13 protein-coding genes are annotated in these 13,635 nt (G+C 41.2%); 4 read left to right on the top strand and 9 right to left on the bottom strand.

Going from position 1 to position 13,635, the window contains the following annotated elements:
* Positions 1 to 63: 63 nt before the first annotated feature.
* Positions 64 to 1,050: a FecR family protein gene (locus ACFQ3S_RS14225; RefSeq protein WP_377165572.1), complete on the bottom strand. Its 987-nt coding sequence runs from the start codon at positions 1,048 to 1,050 to the stop codon at positions 64 to 66.
* Positions 1,051 to 1,195: 145 nt separating this feature from the next.
* On the opposite strand from ACFQ3S_RS14225, the gene ACFQ3S_RS14220 reads away from it, so the two are divergent.
* Positions 1,196 to 1,777, top strand: a complete 582-nt coding sequence (locus ACFQ3S_RS14220) for an RNA polymerase sigma factor (protein ID WP_377165570.1) — start codon at positions 1,196 to 1,198, stop codon at positions 1,775 to 1,777.
* Between the two features lie 222 nt (positions 1,778 to 1,999).
* Here ACFQ3S_RS14220 and ACFQ3S_RS14215 read toward each other — a convergent pair whose 3' ends face one another.
* Complete coding sequence (locus ACFQ3S_RS14215; protein ID WP_377165569.1) at positions 2,000 to 3,733, bottom strand: alkaline phosphatase D family protein; 1,734 nt, start codon at positions 3,731 to 3,733, stop codon at positions 2,000 to 2,002.
* A gap of 720 nt (positions 3,734 to 4,453) precedes the next feature.
* A complete protein-coding gene (locus ACFQ3S_RS14210) occupies positions 4,454 to 5,461 on the bottom strand; it encodes a hypothetical protein (RefSeq protein WP_377165568.1) in 1,008 nt (335 codons plus the stop codon).
* A gap of 243 nt (positions 5,462 to 5,704) precedes the next feature.
* On the opposite strand from ACFQ3S_RS14210, the gene ACFQ3S_RS14205 reads away from it, so the two are divergent.
* Genes ACFQ3S_RS14205 through ACFQ3S_RS14195 form a run of 3 tightly spaced genes read left to right on the top strand, consistent with a single transcriptional unit; the run spans position 5,705 to position 7,681 of the window.
* On the top strand, positions 5,705 to 6,499 hold the full coding sequence (locus ACFQ3S_RS14205; protein ID WP_377165567.1) for a hypothetical protein: 795 nt from the start codon (positions 5,705 to 5,707) through the stop codon (positions 6,497 to 6,499).
* A gap of 48 nt (positions 6,500 to 6,547) precedes the next feature.
* Complete coding sequence (locus tag ACFQ3S_RS14200) at positions 6,548 to 7,027, top strand: hypothetical protein (protein WP_377165565.1); 480 nt, start codon at positions 6,548 to 6,550, stop codon at positions 7,025 to 7,027.
* 36 nt (positions 7,028 to 7,063) lie between these two features.
* Positions 7,064 to 7,681, top strand: coding sequence for a M949_RS01915 family surface polysaccharide biosynthesis protein (locus tag ACFQ3S_RS14195; RefSeq protein ID WP_377165563.1), 618 nt, complete (start codon positions 7,064 to 7,066; stop codon positions 7,679 to 7,681).
* A 4-nt stretch (positions 7,682 to 7,685) separates the two neighbouring features.
* Here the strand turns inward: ACFQ3S_RS14195 and ACFQ3S_RS14190 are convergent, their stop codons facing one another.
* The 6 genes from ACFQ3S_RS14190 to pheS all read right to left on the bottom strand — a co-directional run bounded on the left by ACFQ3S_RS14190 (position 7,686) and on the right by pheS (position 13,626).
* Entirely contained in the window at positions 7,686 to 8,537 is an 852-nt protein-coding gene (locus ACFQ3S_RS14190) for a WG repeat-containing protein (protein WP_377165561.1), read from the bottom strand.
* Positions 8,538 to 9,033: 496 nt separating this feature from the next.
* Positions 9,034 to 10,716 (bottom strand): GH39 family glycosyl hydrolase, encoded by a 1,683-nt coding sequence (locus ACFQ3S_RS14185; RefSeq protein ID WP_377165559.1) that lies wholly within the window; start codon positions 10,714 to 10,716, stop codon positions 9,034 to 9,036.
* A 27-nt stretch (positions 10,717 to 10,743) separates the two neighbouring features.
* Positions 10,744 to 11,295 carry a helix-turn-helix domain-containing protein gene (locus ACFQ3S_RS14180; protein ID WP_377165557.1) on the bottom strand — a complete coding sequence of 184 codons (552 nt, stop codon included), beginning with the start codon at positions 11,293 to 11,295 and terminating at the stop codon, positions 10,744 to 10,746.
* Between the two features lie 259 nt (positions 11,296 to 11,554).
* Complete coding sequence (locus ACFQ3S_RS14175; RefSeq protein WP_377165555.1) at positions 11,555 to 12,139, bottom strand: TetR/AcrR family transcriptional regulator; 585 nt, start codon at positions 12,137 to 12,139, stop codon at positions 11,555 to 11,557.
* A gap of 3 nt (positions 12,140 to 12,142) precedes the next feature.
* Positions 12,143 to 12,559 (bottom strand): hypothetical protein, encoded by a 417-nt coding sequence (locus ACFQ3S_RS14170; RefSeq protein WP_377165553.1) that lies wholly within the window; start codon positions 12,557 to 12,559, stop codon positions 12,143 to 12,145.
* Positions 12,559 to 13,626 carry a phenylalanine--tRNA ligase subunit alpha gene (gene pheS / locus ACFQ3S_RS14165; RefSeq protein ID WP_377165551.1) on the bottom strand — a complete coding sequence of 356 codons (1,068 nt, stop codon included), beginning with the start codon at positions 13,624 to 13,626 and terminating at the stop codon, positions 12,559 to 12,561. The genes ACFQ3S_RS14170 and pheS overlap by 1 nt, the downstream gene beginning before the upstream one ends.
* Positions 13,627 to 13,635: the final 9 nt, after the last annotated feature.

The raw sequence follows: 13,635 nt of genomic DNA, 5'->3' as shown, positions 1-13,635 counted from the left end.
TTTTTTTAGTCAATCTGGTTATTATTTTGTCATATAGTTTTATTAAGTATTAATTTATATTAGCTATAAAAAGGTGATAACATTTGTTCGGTTATCCAACCGGTACCTTAGGTGCTTCATCGCCCCCATGATGGTAAGTACTTCTTTAAGGGTAGTTCCCTCATCAAAACTGGCTGTGAATCGTGCAGTTTTTAATTTCTCTGACTTAATAACTACCTGATAGTTGAACTTTGCGGATAGGCGCAAACCAATGTCTTGTAAAGACAGATTATTAAAAATTAATGCTCCATTTTGCCAGGCTGTTTCTTTAATGGCATCCACTTTAACGATCGCGCTTTTGCCTGTTGCCGATTGATAAATGACCTGATCATTAGGGAGCAGAGTACCGATGGAATGTCCATCAGCAGCTACCCCTACTTTTCCCCTTGTAACAGTTACCGTTTGCTCAAGTGCGCCTTTGTAAGCATTTACTAAAAAAGCTGTCCCCAATACATGCGTCGAAACTTTGCCGCTATAAACATTGAATGGCTTTTCAATATCATGAACGACATCAAAGTACGCCTCTCCCTGAAGGTACACTTCACGATTCTTTACGTTGTAACTTGATGAAAATTTAAGGAAGCTTCCGCCATTCAGCCAAACACGTGTGCTATCAGGAAGAACGACCATAGTAACCCTGCCGTTCATTGCGGTGCGGGTATAATAAATATCCTTATTGCTTTTTCGGTTAGTTAAAAACCAAATGGTGATAGAAAGGAAAAGCAAAAGGCTTGCTGCGGCTAACCAGCGATAAGGATACATGCGCCTCAACTTTACCTCTGTAATTTTACCATCTTTATGTGGGTTCTTTTCTAATGCGCCTATTTTAGCAAGTATTTGATGGATTGAACGCCGCTCGGTTTGTTCCAGCATGTGCGGATCATTTCCGTAAAAGCTATCGCGTTCGTGATCGAAGGCGGCATACCATTCCTCAATCAAACGCTTTTCTTGGGCTGAGCATTTGCCTGAAAGGTATTTATCGATCAGTTGGTGAAGTTGTTTCTCTTCCATTCTAATCTGTTATTGCACATTCAGGAAGTTACCGCCATCCGTAACTTCAATTATTTAATATTTAATCTTTGCTTCATGTAATCTTAACACAATTGAGCTTTTTGCTTAATCTCGACCCAGTACTTTTGCTGTAAACTTGCCGTTCATGTCATCAGACAAAGAGCTATTGAAAAAAATCTCAGAAAAAGACCAAAGTGCTATGGCAGCCCTGCATAGCAGGTATTTTCTGACACTTTGTAAAACTGCTTTTAAACGTTTGCGGAATGAACAGGCCGTCGAAGAAATCGTGCAGGATGTATTTGTAAATGTTTGGATAAAAGCAACGGATTTAGAGGTTACCGGTGATCTCAAAGCATACCTCTTTGCCACATTAAGAAATAAAATATTGCACGAAATACGCAGAGTATCCATTGCTGCAAAGGCGACATCTTCAATCTATGATGATATGAACACGGCAACTATTCCTTCGGGTACCGATTATTTGGAAGCAAAGGAGCTTGAACAAAGATTATTTTTGGCCATTAAAAAACTACCCCCCCAGTGCCAAGAGGCATTTACCCTCAGCCGTTTTGAGCAATTATCTTATAAAGCGATAGCAGAACGAATGAATATTTCGGTGAATACTGTTGAGAAACATGTTGGCAAAGCACTGAATATTTTAAGAAAAGAATTGGGGCGATTAGACATTTCGCTCATTTTGCTTTTAGTGATGTTATCAAACAAATGATTTCTCCCCCCCAACAAAATCGCTTTTAAATTAACCTGACCAAGAAAGGTAAGAACAATCGAGATGATTGAGCTATGCATTGGTCAAATATTGTGTTATCAGATTGCTTAAAATGTAGTTAGATAAACAAACTGATAAGTAATTGTCAAGAAGATTATGCTTAACCTTCTTGACAACGTTATATCACAGGTATATTCGAACGTTTATAGCAGGCAGGAAAAGTTATGATTCTATTACCGTTCTACCGGTTACTGTTGCTGTGTTTTTGCTGATTATGGTATTCACATAGCGCCACTCAGACTTGGCCTCGGTTGCGGTAAAAGAGGCCATTACATACCCTCTTCTGGATGCGTCAACATATTGCAGATCATCTATCAGTAAAGTATTCACTTGTTCAAACCCGGCAAGAGTTGCGGCATTGTTCCCAAAAATAGCCTCAAACCCAGGTGAAGAAACAGATGAAGTGGCAAACTCTGTTCCTGCTTTTTTTTCGTTACCGTCTGACAGAATGGAATACCATGCATTGTGTGTATCTCCGGCCAGCGAAACAAGTTTTTTATTAGGCACGGCCGCGTAAATCATTTCCCGTTCGGCCGGGTAACCGTCCCAGGCATCCAGGTTATAAGGCAATACCGTTTGCACCCGTGCTTTTTCGGCGGTCGTTAAGCTTGGATCGCCTGCCAGTAAACGGGTTTTGATGGTTGCCAGTTCGGTGGCTATTTTATTGTATTGGGCAAATACAGCAGGATCGGTAGTGCCCGAAGCAATTTGTGCGGTGAGTATAAGCTGTTCGGCCGGAATAAACATTTTACCCATGAGCACCTGGCTGCCTAATACCTGCCATTTGCTGGTACTGCTGTTTATTTTAGAAACCAGCCATCCTTTTTGTTCCTGACCAAGTATAGAACGGGCTGGGTTTTGCCAGTCGGTTAGGAATTTGCCGGTATTTAAACCTGTTGGTGTTAGGTAATCGTTATAACTCAATTGCTTGTCGCGGCCAATAATCCGGGTATCCATCATGATCAGGTTAACAAGGCTTCCTATCTCAAAGTTCCGGTATATTTTGGCATTGTCAGTTACCCGGGCGGGCAGGTATTCATGCCAAACCTGTATAGCGCTCAATTTTCTGGTATTGAAGTCGCCCTCGTTAGCCTGGTGGTTTTCAGCACCGTCTTTATAAGCGTCGTTGGCTACTTCGTGGTCATCCCATACACAAATAAACGGCTTTAACTGGTGTGCTTTCTGTAGCTGCTCATCGCTCCTGTATTGGCGGTAACGTTCGCGATAATCGGCTAATTTGGTAATTTCGCCTGCCGGCTTATGTGCCCGGTTCAGCGTAGTAATTGAGGGGTTTGTGCCATATCCTCCTGCCTGGTACTCATAAATATAATCCCCCAAATGCACCACAAAATCGGCGTCAGATTCGGCAACGGCACCATAAACATTAAATAAACCAGCCTGGTAATTAGCACAGGATACCACGGCCATTTTCACTATGGATGTTTCGCCTGCAGCAGGTAACGTCTTGGTTTCCCCGGTTACAGATACGGCCTGGGTGGTGTCACTTCTAAAGCGGTAGTAATATTTGGTATTGGAAGTTAGTTTGCTTACATCAACATGCACCGTGTAGTCGCTGTTCACATCTACTTCTACGGTTTGGCTAACCACCAGGTTTTTGAAGTCTTTGTCTTTGGCAACATCTAAAATAATTTGCGGCTTGCCCTGTTCCTGGGTTGCAGGGGTGTAGCGTGTCCATAATATTACTTTATCTTGCGATGGGTCAAAACTGGCTACACCCTCTTTAAAGCCTTGTCCTTCATAAACGGTATTATCATCATCGTCTGTTTTACAGCTGGTAAAGGCCGATGGTAATAAAACTACTCCGGTTGCTGCAATTACCGAATTTCTTAAAAATCGGCGGCGGCTTAAGTTGTTAAGTGCGTTTTTTGAGCTCATGATTAGCTATTATTTTCAGCTAATTTATCTGGTACAAGTTTAGCCAGCATCAACCCAGAGTAACCGTTTAGTTAACTTTTTTGTTAAGTTACATCCATAGAATATAATTCACACGTCAGCTTATTATTTAATTAAGTTGGAATGAACTAAGAGAGAGCTTAGCCTGCATTATCCTGCTATAATATTTATAAATCGGATGGTGCAAATGTCAAAGCCGCCAGAATCAATTTGTTAGTGTTGATCTTATTGGGGGTAACAAATTGTTTGGCGACGATGGCTCGAACATTAAAAGAGGCATAGTTTACAAACATGAAAATTTAATCATAATTACCCCGAATATTTTATAAGGCCAATAATAAACGTAATCTTTTTTTGAATTGTTGACGTTTGCTCCCCAGGCTCGAGCCGGCACAACATCAGTAATTAACTATTTGCAAGCAGGCGCATTTAGCAAAATAAGATGGAAAGGCCTAATTGCTTCTTTATTTAACTTGTCTCTTCTGTACGCAATTTCTTGAATATCATAATATAAGTTCAAATTTCCCTTTTCTTCTACTTTGATAATCAGGCAGTAACAGTAACCGCCTTTGTGTTTTTACATTAACTTGCTATTTATAAAGCAAATTAACTCCGCAGCAAAATTCAACATAGCAGTTGGATAACCAGTATTTTAATAGTATAATTTTTCAGGATAAATAGCAGTGATCATATTTTTCTTGCTCATCCACCACTTAACATGATCGTGTTTACTTCCTGTACAAAACGCTCCACATTGCTGGTTTTATAAAAATTTTGAAGAACTATTACTTCCTGCTTTTCAGCGCCTGGTTTTAGGAAATATAGCTGCACTTCGGTTCCCGAATAAATAAAATTCATCGATTTTCTGACGGTTTGAACACCATTAAAATCATCAAATGAGTAGCGTCTGTTGCTTAATCCAATCGGGCTTTTTCTCTCCAGCGTCCGTACTGTGGTATCCAGTGTAATATTAGTATAGCCCGCCAAAATTATTGCCGGACCACCCACAATGGTAAATATCAGCATACAGATCCGCCCAATAGATAAGTCATGACCCAGCCACGCACCAGGTGTAAGTTCATGAATACCTATGGCTAACAATGCCAAGCCCAATAAAGTACTGCCAATCTTGTTCTTCTTAAGTAAGTACTTGCCATCTTGTTCTTCGAAGTACTTATAACTCGTAATAGGTTCGGTTACATAGTCTGAAGGGGAGTCATGTGCATCTAAATAACTATGTATAGTAGTAGCGGCTTCTTCTACAAATGCTACTGCATTTTGGTCATCATTTTTTGTGTAAGCACAAGAAACGAGGAGGCCTTTTCCGTATTTGTTATCTTTCCTGAACAGGCGGTATTTATAAGAACCATAAAGATTAGATACCGGACTAATGCCTTGCAGTTTGGCAAAAGGGATGGTAGTTACCGGTATAAAGCCCATCAGCAATTTACGCATGTTGCCTTTACGGTTGTCAAATACTATAGATGTACCTGCAAATCCCCAAAACAACACAACCGTTAGCAACAGCACCAAAACCAGCGGCAACGAATCATTAATGGTGGTATTTTGATATTTGACATACAAAAGCAGGATAACTGCAAAGCATACGGCAAGTACGCCGCTTAAAATATACGATAGGCCGTAAGGATAAACGGTTACACGGTCGGGTTCCAGTTTCCAGCGGGTTTGTGATAGCGATTTAACAGACATGCGGTATAAGTAAGTTGTAATGCAGCAACAACATATACTAAGCGTTGGTTTGGAAACATTTTCAAAAGTTTGGAGAAACTTTTGCTTTTTTAACTGTTTAGCATTGTAACTACTTGAAATTATTTACTTACTTATATGATGCGTTTACAACCTTTAACATCCAATTTGAACGGTTAAAAACTTTGGTAATGAACCTTTGCCAAAATTCAATATCTACAAAGAAATAATAAACTCTGATCACCAATGAAAAAAAGATTCTTGCTCCTGCTTGTAGTTTGCATTATTCTTGTAGCGGTAATTATTAACAACACGGCAAATGCACAACCTACTGGCACCACTAACTTTTATAGCAGCGTAAAAAACTACAACCTTGCCACATTATGGCGGGCAAACCGCCTAAGATTAATTAACCTTAAAGAATTTGAGCCTTTCCCGGAAGCATATGGAATAATTGGAAAAAACAACCAGCGGTTTTATATTCATTACACCTCCGTTCTTAAAGATCCGGCGAACGCTTACCGTTACCAGGTACAAGGCAAAACGCGTGTAGGTAAAGTGGTGCGGCCATTTACCGGTACCATAACAGTAATACAAGCCGGAATTTACAAACCGGGTAATAATTCTTATGCACCCGATACTTATAAAGGTTACAAGAGGGGTAAATTACTATGCCATGTAACTATTAACGAAAGCACATCTACACCAGAAAGCGGTACAATTAACGGAAAGCTAACTACCGATTTTTGCATAAATATGCAAAACCAGCTATTATACGACACACTGGACTTTGGGATAGATGGTTATGGGAACAACTATTTTACCGGTAGTTTAGTAAATCACACAACAAAGGCAGCACAAAAGCTTCAATACGGCGATTACAATCTTTCAGGCTCGGATTTTAGCGATGTGGATGGCATTACCGTTCCTCTTCAGTATGAAAAATACGGCTGGCAAAGTTTTGTGGATGCCATACCCAGCGATTTACGCCCGGCAAATAAAGCTGCCATAGCCGAAGAAAAGCGGCAATGGTGGAAATAATTTGATACTTGACCTATGATATTCAATAAAATTAATATGTTTTGCTTAATGAGTTTTCTTATGCTGATGTGTTGCGTTAGGGAAACTTTAGCGCAGGATAATTATAATACCGAAGTGCCTAAAGACATCATTATACTAAAAAGCACTAAGGATTATAAAAATGCATTGGTTACGGCCAAACAAGCAGCAGCCCGGTTACATAAAAAACTGGATCTGCGGGGCCTTACCCCAAATAAAAAGATTGGCTTAACCATGAGTAAGGCTGATTGCCTTGGAAGCGGCGATGGAGACGACTTAGGTTACCCGTGCTACACGGCTCGCGGAGATGGAAGCGCATTTAATGACAGCTATATTTCCATTGAGTACAGCGATGCTTATAAAGGGTTTGCAAAAGGATTTTATGTGGTAGTTGCCGCTATAACTGATGTTAAATCGGCCAACATGAAAGCACAGTTAACCCGAATCCATAAAATATACCCCGATGCTTATGCCAAACGCACCTACATTTGGTTTGGCTGTATGCACTAAAATATATGATCAGTTCAGTAATTAATTTATCAATACATGCGTACTATTCTTTCTGTCACACTACTTTTTATCAGTGCCTGGGTTAATGGTCAAATTAAAACGCAACCGATGGCCAGCACCAATTTGCCAAAAAACATACGCTACCAGGGCAAACCGGTGCAGTTAATCAAATACCAGGACAATACGGGTAGTTACTTAGCCATAACTACACAAACCGGAACACAGCCGCAAAAAGGTGATGATGAATTTAAACAGGCCCATCTTTATGGTTATGTGTACCAGTTAAAAGATGGAGGCTCGCCTGTACTATTATGGCAACTGCATGATATGGTTACTGATTGTAACTTGGATATGGTAGCTAACTTTATACCGGGTTCGTTAACCATTATCGACCTGGATAAAAACGGGAAAGCAGAGGTATGGGTGGCCTACCGGCTAAGCTGCCGCGGCGATGTAAGTCCAAGTGAATTAAAGATCATTATGCATGAGGGAACTACCAAATATGCTAAAAGGGGCATAGGAAAAATAAAGGTTGGCAATGCTATTCAGCATGATGGTGGTGTAATTACCAGCGATGAGTTTAAAAAGGCACCGGTCAGTTTTAAAGTATATGCTGGTAAGCTGTGGGATAAGTATGTGCTGGAAACTATGTAATGACTTACTTGGTACTTTTTAACGCAACACCTATAAGTTTGTACCCATTAGCTGTTTTTAAAAACGAAAAGTGTTCCTGGTAATTTAGCTGATGGCTGGTAGTGTAATGGCTGGTTATCACATCAAATGATGGAAATTTTGCTTCGTTAGCATCACCGCAATCCGTGTAAAAGACTTTAAAGTTTTTACTATCATAAATGTAAGGATTAAGTGCTTCACTTACCGTGAACACTTCTACCTTGCGTTGATTAACAGCACCCATCTTTTTTTGCAGCACAGCACTGTATTGTTTTGTAAAGGCGACTTTGTTATATGGTTTTCTAATGGTTTGTTTCCATAAGCCTTCTACTATAAGTTCATCAAAGCAATATGATGACAACTTTCCGGCTTGCAAACCAGTTATAAACTGTTGATAAAACCATTTTTTAAACTCCTTTTGATAGTTAATAAATGTGTAGTACTTGTTGTTTTTAGTCTTGAAGGAGGTATGCAGAGTTGTATCGGCAGGGCTATCAGCAATTTTGCACGAATACCAGTTTAAGTGATCGGTGACCATCAAATTAATATTATCGGCTACAATTTCACCTTGCCTATTAATCAGTGCAGTTTTACCGTCCCAGCTCCAGTGCTCGCAGCCGGCTTTATATGGCGTACCATCTGCACAAACACGTTTACCATCATGCACCACCAGGGCAAGTCCGTTATAAAAAGGCCGCGCATCATTGTAATTTGCCCTAATAGCTAAATTGCCGTTTTTTCCTAAAAAACCAACCTTATCTGTAACCGGGTCACGAAACCTGATAGCATCTTCCTGCTCGCAATCGTATGTCATGTCCCATACGTACAAACTGTCCATTCCTACTTTTCTCCCGTTTTTTAACAAGTAATAAGATTTGTTATTACTATTATCCCTAACTGCAATAATATTTCGGAAAGTAGAAGCCCTGGTAAATCCATTAAAGCGTGCCGGGATCTTAATTTTCCCTTTAGCATCCTTAAAACCGTAAAGCTCTTTTTTTACGTCGTAGTAGCTGTACCAGTTGTTGGGTGCTTTGTGCCAAAGCCGAAAGCCAAAGCCCTGATGTAATATTAAAAAACAGAAGAAAACTGATAATACGCATAAAAATTAATCATGTTTTTAAACAGCAAATACTGAAGTTTTTTTAATTAGCCTTAAAGAGCCCTCTAATACGATATTAAGCAAACAGGTGTATCACCAAACTTTAAAGCATGCCATTAGCGTTGCACACTCGCTAATGGCATAATATTACCGGAAGGCAGTAAACAACTAATTATGCTATTTAAGGGGCTACAATAAATACACTGACTTGTACTTAAAAGTGCTTCGCCGGCTACCAGTCAATTTTTACTAATGACACGGCCTGGGCCGGTAAAACAATTGTTTTTTGTAAACGACCGTTCAACACCTTAACCTTTTGCGGTTTATTTAACAAGGCCAGTTGCCCTTCTTTTTCTAATGCGGCAATTTGCTTGGCATCGGGCTTTAAAGGCGACCCCATTTTTTTCCATAACTCATAGGCATTACTATGCCGGTCATCAATCATGTATTGGGTTAACATAACGGTTTTAGCGGTAATTCCGGTAAAACTGAGGTTTACATTCTGGGTATCGCTCCTTTTATCCATATCATGATAGTTCCATAGCATAGCTGTGGCTGTACGTCCGTTGGTGGCGGCCAGCGCGCCCACATCACTTGGGCCGCGTACGCTCGAATCTAACATGGTTTTTAAATTATACATACCGCCAGCATCAACCTGTACCCGTTTGCCGGTCATTTTGCCAAACATTCTGAAAACATTGAGCACAGGCTTATCTACGCCGTTGGTGGCCAAATCGCGAAAGCCGTAAAACCAGGGCTGGTCTTCAAACTCAAATGCCCACGTTACCGCCCCTATTAAGTTTAAGCCATAAGCATCGGCCAGTTCATATTTACGTGCGAAAGCAGCGGCGGTATAGCTCGAATACATTGTGCCGTTGCGGTAAGCATTTTGCGGATCGGTAGCCATGCCGCAGGCTGCGCAACCTTCTGGGTCAGATTCGCCTATGATAATAGGGATATTTTTTAATTGCGGATAAGAGGCGATTACCTTAAAATTATCGGCAATGTTGCGGAGCTGTGCACGTACATCCATGCGTACGGTGCCATTATTTAAACGCGGCGATCCTTTGGCGTGAAATAATACCAGATCTAAAGGGGTGCCGGTTTTGCCGGTAGCGTAATTGGTACCGGTAAGGCAATGGGCAATAAAATCGTTCAAAAATTTTGCACCGCCGCCGGTTACGTTGGCGCCGCCTATTTTTGCCGTTGGCAGCGCTTTTTTAACGGCCATAGCCGAGTAATCGTACAGCTTAAAAAATTCTTCTTTGGTCCCTTTCCAGTAGGCCTGGTTAGGTTCGTTCCAAAGTTCCCAATACCAGCTTTCTACCTCTTTAACACCGTAGCGTGCCACAGAATGCTTAACCCATTGATAGATCAGTTCGGCCCATTTATCGTAATCCTTCGGCGGATAGGCCCAGCCGGTATAGATCTTATCGTAACGGTCGCCGGGTTTCCAGTTATGCTGGTAAGGTTGCGGTTTGGTTGACAGGGCCTCGGGCATAAAACCGATCTGGGCAAGCGGTTTCATTCCCCTTTTTACGTAAGTATCAAATATACTGTCTACAATGGTCCAATTATAAACCGGTTTGCCTGCTGTATCTTCGGTATAGGCATTGGTCGATCCCCATTTAAGTGCAGGCTTACCATCGCCCGAGCTCAGCAGGCTATGCACCCGCACAAAAACAGGTACCGGGCTTAGCTGCGCTATTTCGGTAAGCAGCTTTTTGCCGTCTTTCATGTAGGTATAGTTGGGCTCATCGTACCCAAACCAGGCCCATATAGGTTTCATAGGACCTGTTTGACGGGCAAGGTCGACATTAACGCTTGATGTATTTGCTATGGGTTGGCTTTTAACGTTTTGCGCCAGCAAAGCCGCTACTAAAAATACAAATGTGGTTAGTTTGTTTTGAGGCATAATTAAATGGGGTTAGCAATATGGTTTTTATAAAAATATATCAAGGTAGCTTACTTCATCGGTAATGGGTTTAATGCCGTGTTTTTGCAGCGCGTTAAAGTACAGGCTGTCTCCGGCTTTTAAAAAGTATTCTATTTCGCCTACCTGCATCTTCATTTTGCCGGTAATAACGTACACAAACTCTTCGCCCTCATGGGTAAGCAGGTGCGGTACTACTTGGTTTTTTTTGGCAACAAACAAAAACGGCTGCATTTTTTTGTTGTGATATTCTGATGCGAAAGGATATATGCTGTACCCTTTTTCGGTCGGGGTTAAATTGGCCTCTGCTTTATCCCTTACTGTAAAAACAGTACTTAACCAAGTCTCCTGTTCCATTAATGCCGAAACAGATGTACCTAACGAAGTGGCTATTTTAACCAGGGCGGCAACGGAAGGTACAGTATGATTGTTCTCAATTTTAGAGATCATGCTTTTAGATAAGCCGCAACTATCGGCAATATCTTGTAGGGTACGGTTTTGGGCAATGCGCAACATTCTTACCCGGTCGCCAATGCCGGTTTGTACTTGGGTATCGGTCATTAAGTTGGTTTATTGGTTTCAACAGGTCAGCGTCAAATGTAACGGCAAAATGCGGGAAGGAGAAACTTTTTGTGGAAAAAGTTTATTAAAATTCAACTTTGTTGAATTTTAATATGATTGCGTAATGGTACAATGTTTTACCATTTTACACGCGCTCCACACCAGCCCGTAAAACATCAGCAAAAAATGAATAAAAATGAAGTTTTTTGAGGTTTTAAGTAAAAAATAAGAAAATATTTGAGGCTGGCTAAGGCAATGCTTAGTTAATAGTAATGGCTGCCTTAACGAGGTAAGGCAGTATCTCTTTTTGAAAAGATACAAAATTTTTACGCACATCGCTATCGCTAACCGAAGTAAAGGCGAAGCTAAACACGATATTTTTGCTGCATTTAATTAAAAAACGGATGCGTTGCTGGTAGCTGTCGTGCTTGCGGATACCGGTCATTGAGGTAAAAGAACTAACCAGCAGATCTTCCAGCTCGTTACTTAAATTACGCAAAAACTCCTGAGAGTTAGTAGACTCGCGAATAAAATCCCAGCCAATAAACTCATTGCAAACCGTGTACGACAGACGGCAGGTTTTCATAATAAGGTTGCTCAGGTGTGTTTCTTCGTCCAGGTCGGGCGTATCGGTATGAATCAGCTCGTCAACACTTACCTGTATATAATCCATTAACAGTGAGTGTAATATAGCCTCTTTGCTGTCAAAATACTTATAGATGGTGGCTTTGGCTATCTTGGTTCTTTTGGCAATTTCGTTAACACTGGTTTTATGGTAACCGAATTTTCTAAACAGTTCTTGCGATGACCGTTTAATGCTTTCTCTTATTTTATCGGCTTCCATGTATCAATTAGATACAAATATGTTAAAATTATTGACATATACACTATATGGCTTCAATGAGCGCGTTGCAGGCGCTTTTACCGGCGAACCATCGCTCAACAAAAACTTAGAACCACTGCAGGCATCAGTTGCGGTGAGGCCGGTATCATCAATAGTAACCGCACAGCGTTTTTCGGGTTCAAAGCTGCTGCAACGGTCATAGACCACATAGTTATTGGCACCGGTACGGTATATAATTAAACCGGCAACCCCATAACCATTTACAATTACAGAGCCACCCGGGCTATTAAGTTTGCTTAAACTTGGTGTATTCAACGGTGCCTGAAAGTTAACGCTTACACTGGGTATATAACTGCCGTCGTCTTTTCCACATCCTGCTGCACCTATCACCACCAAGAAAAGACAAATCAGTTTTCTCATTATACAATATCAGATTTAAATTGCTTCAAAAAGCGCACATCGTTTTCAGAGAACAGGCGCAGATCGCGAATCACATACTTTAAGTTAGTAATACGTTCTATACCCATACCAAACGCGAAGCCGGTATATTTTTTAGAGTCTATTCCGCAATTTTCCAATACGTTAGGGTCAACCATACCGCAACCTAAAATTTCTACATAACCGCTATATTTACACATGTTACAGCCTGCGCCTTTGCAAATGGTGCAAGAAATATCCATTTCGGCCGATGGCTCGGTGAATGGAAAATACGACGGGCGAAAACGCACTTTAGTGCCTTCGCCATACAACTCCTGCACAAAGTGATACAAGGTTTGCTTTAAATCGGCGAATGAAACGTTTTCATCAACATACAAACCCTCCACCTGGTGAAAAAAGCAATGCGCACGGGCCGATATTGCCTCATTACGGTAAACCCTGCCCGGCATAATAGCCCGGAACGGCGGTTTGCCGCTTTCCATCATGCGTACCTGTACCGATGAGGTGTGGGTACGTAAGGCATAAGCCCCTCCACGGCCCTCCCCAGGAGGGAGGGGGTTAGTATTATCATCAGGCTTAGTGATAAAGAAAGTGTCCTGCATATCACGTGCCGGGTGTTCTTCGGGGAAGTTAAGGGCAGAGAAATTATGCCAATCGTCTTCAATCTCTGGTCCTTCGGCAACCACAAAGCCCAGGCGTTTAAAAATGTCAATGATCTCATTACGCACTAAGGATAACGGGTGGCGTGAACCAACCGCGAAGCCTTCGCCCGGTAGTGTTAAATCCTGCTGAGAAGTGGCCTTAGTTACTTGTGAGTCGAAATGCTCTTTCAATAACTGGTATTTGCCTTCGGCCAGCTGCTTGAACTGATTAAGTACCTTACCTAACGTGCGTTTTTCTTCAGGCGTGGTGCTTTTAAACTGCTCAAACAGGTCTTTAATAAGTCCTTTAGTGCCTAAATATTTTATACGGAAAGCTTCCAATTCATCAGCGTTAGCTGGTGAAAAAGCTTCTATTTCAGTGGTATATTGATCTATTTGCTCCTGCATGTTCAGGGG

This window comes from Mucilaginibacter terrae (assembly GCF_042679325.1).
In the GTDB taxonomy this organism is placed as follows: Bacteria; Bacteroidota; Bacteroidia; order Sphingobacteriales; family Sphingobacteriaceae; genus Mucilaginibacter; species Mucilaginibacter terrae.
The sequence above is the reverse complement of the archived record's forward strand: the minus strand, read 5'-3'. Positions and strand labels throughout refer to the sequence as shown.

Bases quoted from the DNA above. Each gene is read 5' to 3' on its own strand.
- ACFQ3S_RS14225 (WP_377165572.1), bottom strand. From the start codon at position 1,050: ATGGAAGAGAAACAACTTCACCAACTGATCGATAAATACCTTTCAGGC.
- ACFQ3S_RS14220 (WP_377165570.1), top strand. From the start codon at position 1,196: ATGTCATCAGACAAAGAGCTATTGAAAAAAATCTCAGAAAAAGACCAA.
- ACFQ3S_RS14215 (WP_377165569.1), bottom strand. From the start codon at position 3,733: ATGAGCTCAAAAAACGCACTTAACAACTTAAGCCGCCGCCGATTTTTA.
- ACFQ3S_RS14210 (WP_377165568.1), bottom strand. From the start codon at position 5,461: ATGTCTGTTAAATCGCTATCACAAACCCGCTGGAAACTGGAACCCGAC.
- ACFQ3S_RS14205 (WP_377165567.1), top strand. From the start codon at position 5,705: ATGAAAAAAAGATTCTTGCTCCTGCTTGTAGTTTGCATTATTCTTGTA.
- ACFQ3S_RS14200 (WP_377165565.1), top strand. From the start codon at position 6,548: ATGAGTTTTCTTATGCTGATGTGTTGCGTTAGGGAAACTTTAGCGCAG.
- ACFQ3S_RS14195 (WP_377165563.1), top strand. From the start codon at position 7,064: ATGCGTACTATTCTTTCTGTCACACTACTTTTTATCAGTGCCTGGGTT.
- ACFQ3S_RS14190 (WP_377165561.1), bottom strand. From the start codon at position 8,537: ATGGACAGTTTGTACGTATGGGACATGACATACGATTGCGAGCAGGAA.
- ACFQ3S_RS14185 (WP_377165559.1), bottom strand. From the start codon at position 10,716: ATGCCTCAAAACAAACTAACCACATTTGTATTTTTAGTAGCGGCTTTG.
- ACFQ3S_RS14180 (WP_377165557.1), bottom strand. From the start codon at position 11,295: ATGACCGATACCCAAGTACAAACCGGCATTGGCGACCGGGTAAGAATG.
- ACFQ3S_RS14175 (WP_377165555.1), bottom strand. From the start codon at position 12,139: ATGGAAGCCGATAAAATAAGAGAAAGCATTAAACGGTCATCGCAAGAA.
- ACFQ3S_RS14170 (WP_377165553.1), bottom strand. From the start codon at position 12,559: ATGAGAAAACTGATTTGTCTTTTCTTGGTGGTGATAGGTGCAGCAGGA.
- pheS (WP_377165551.1), bottom strand. From the start codon at position 13,626: ATGCAGGAGCAAATAGATCAATATACCACTGAAATAGAAGCTTTTTCA.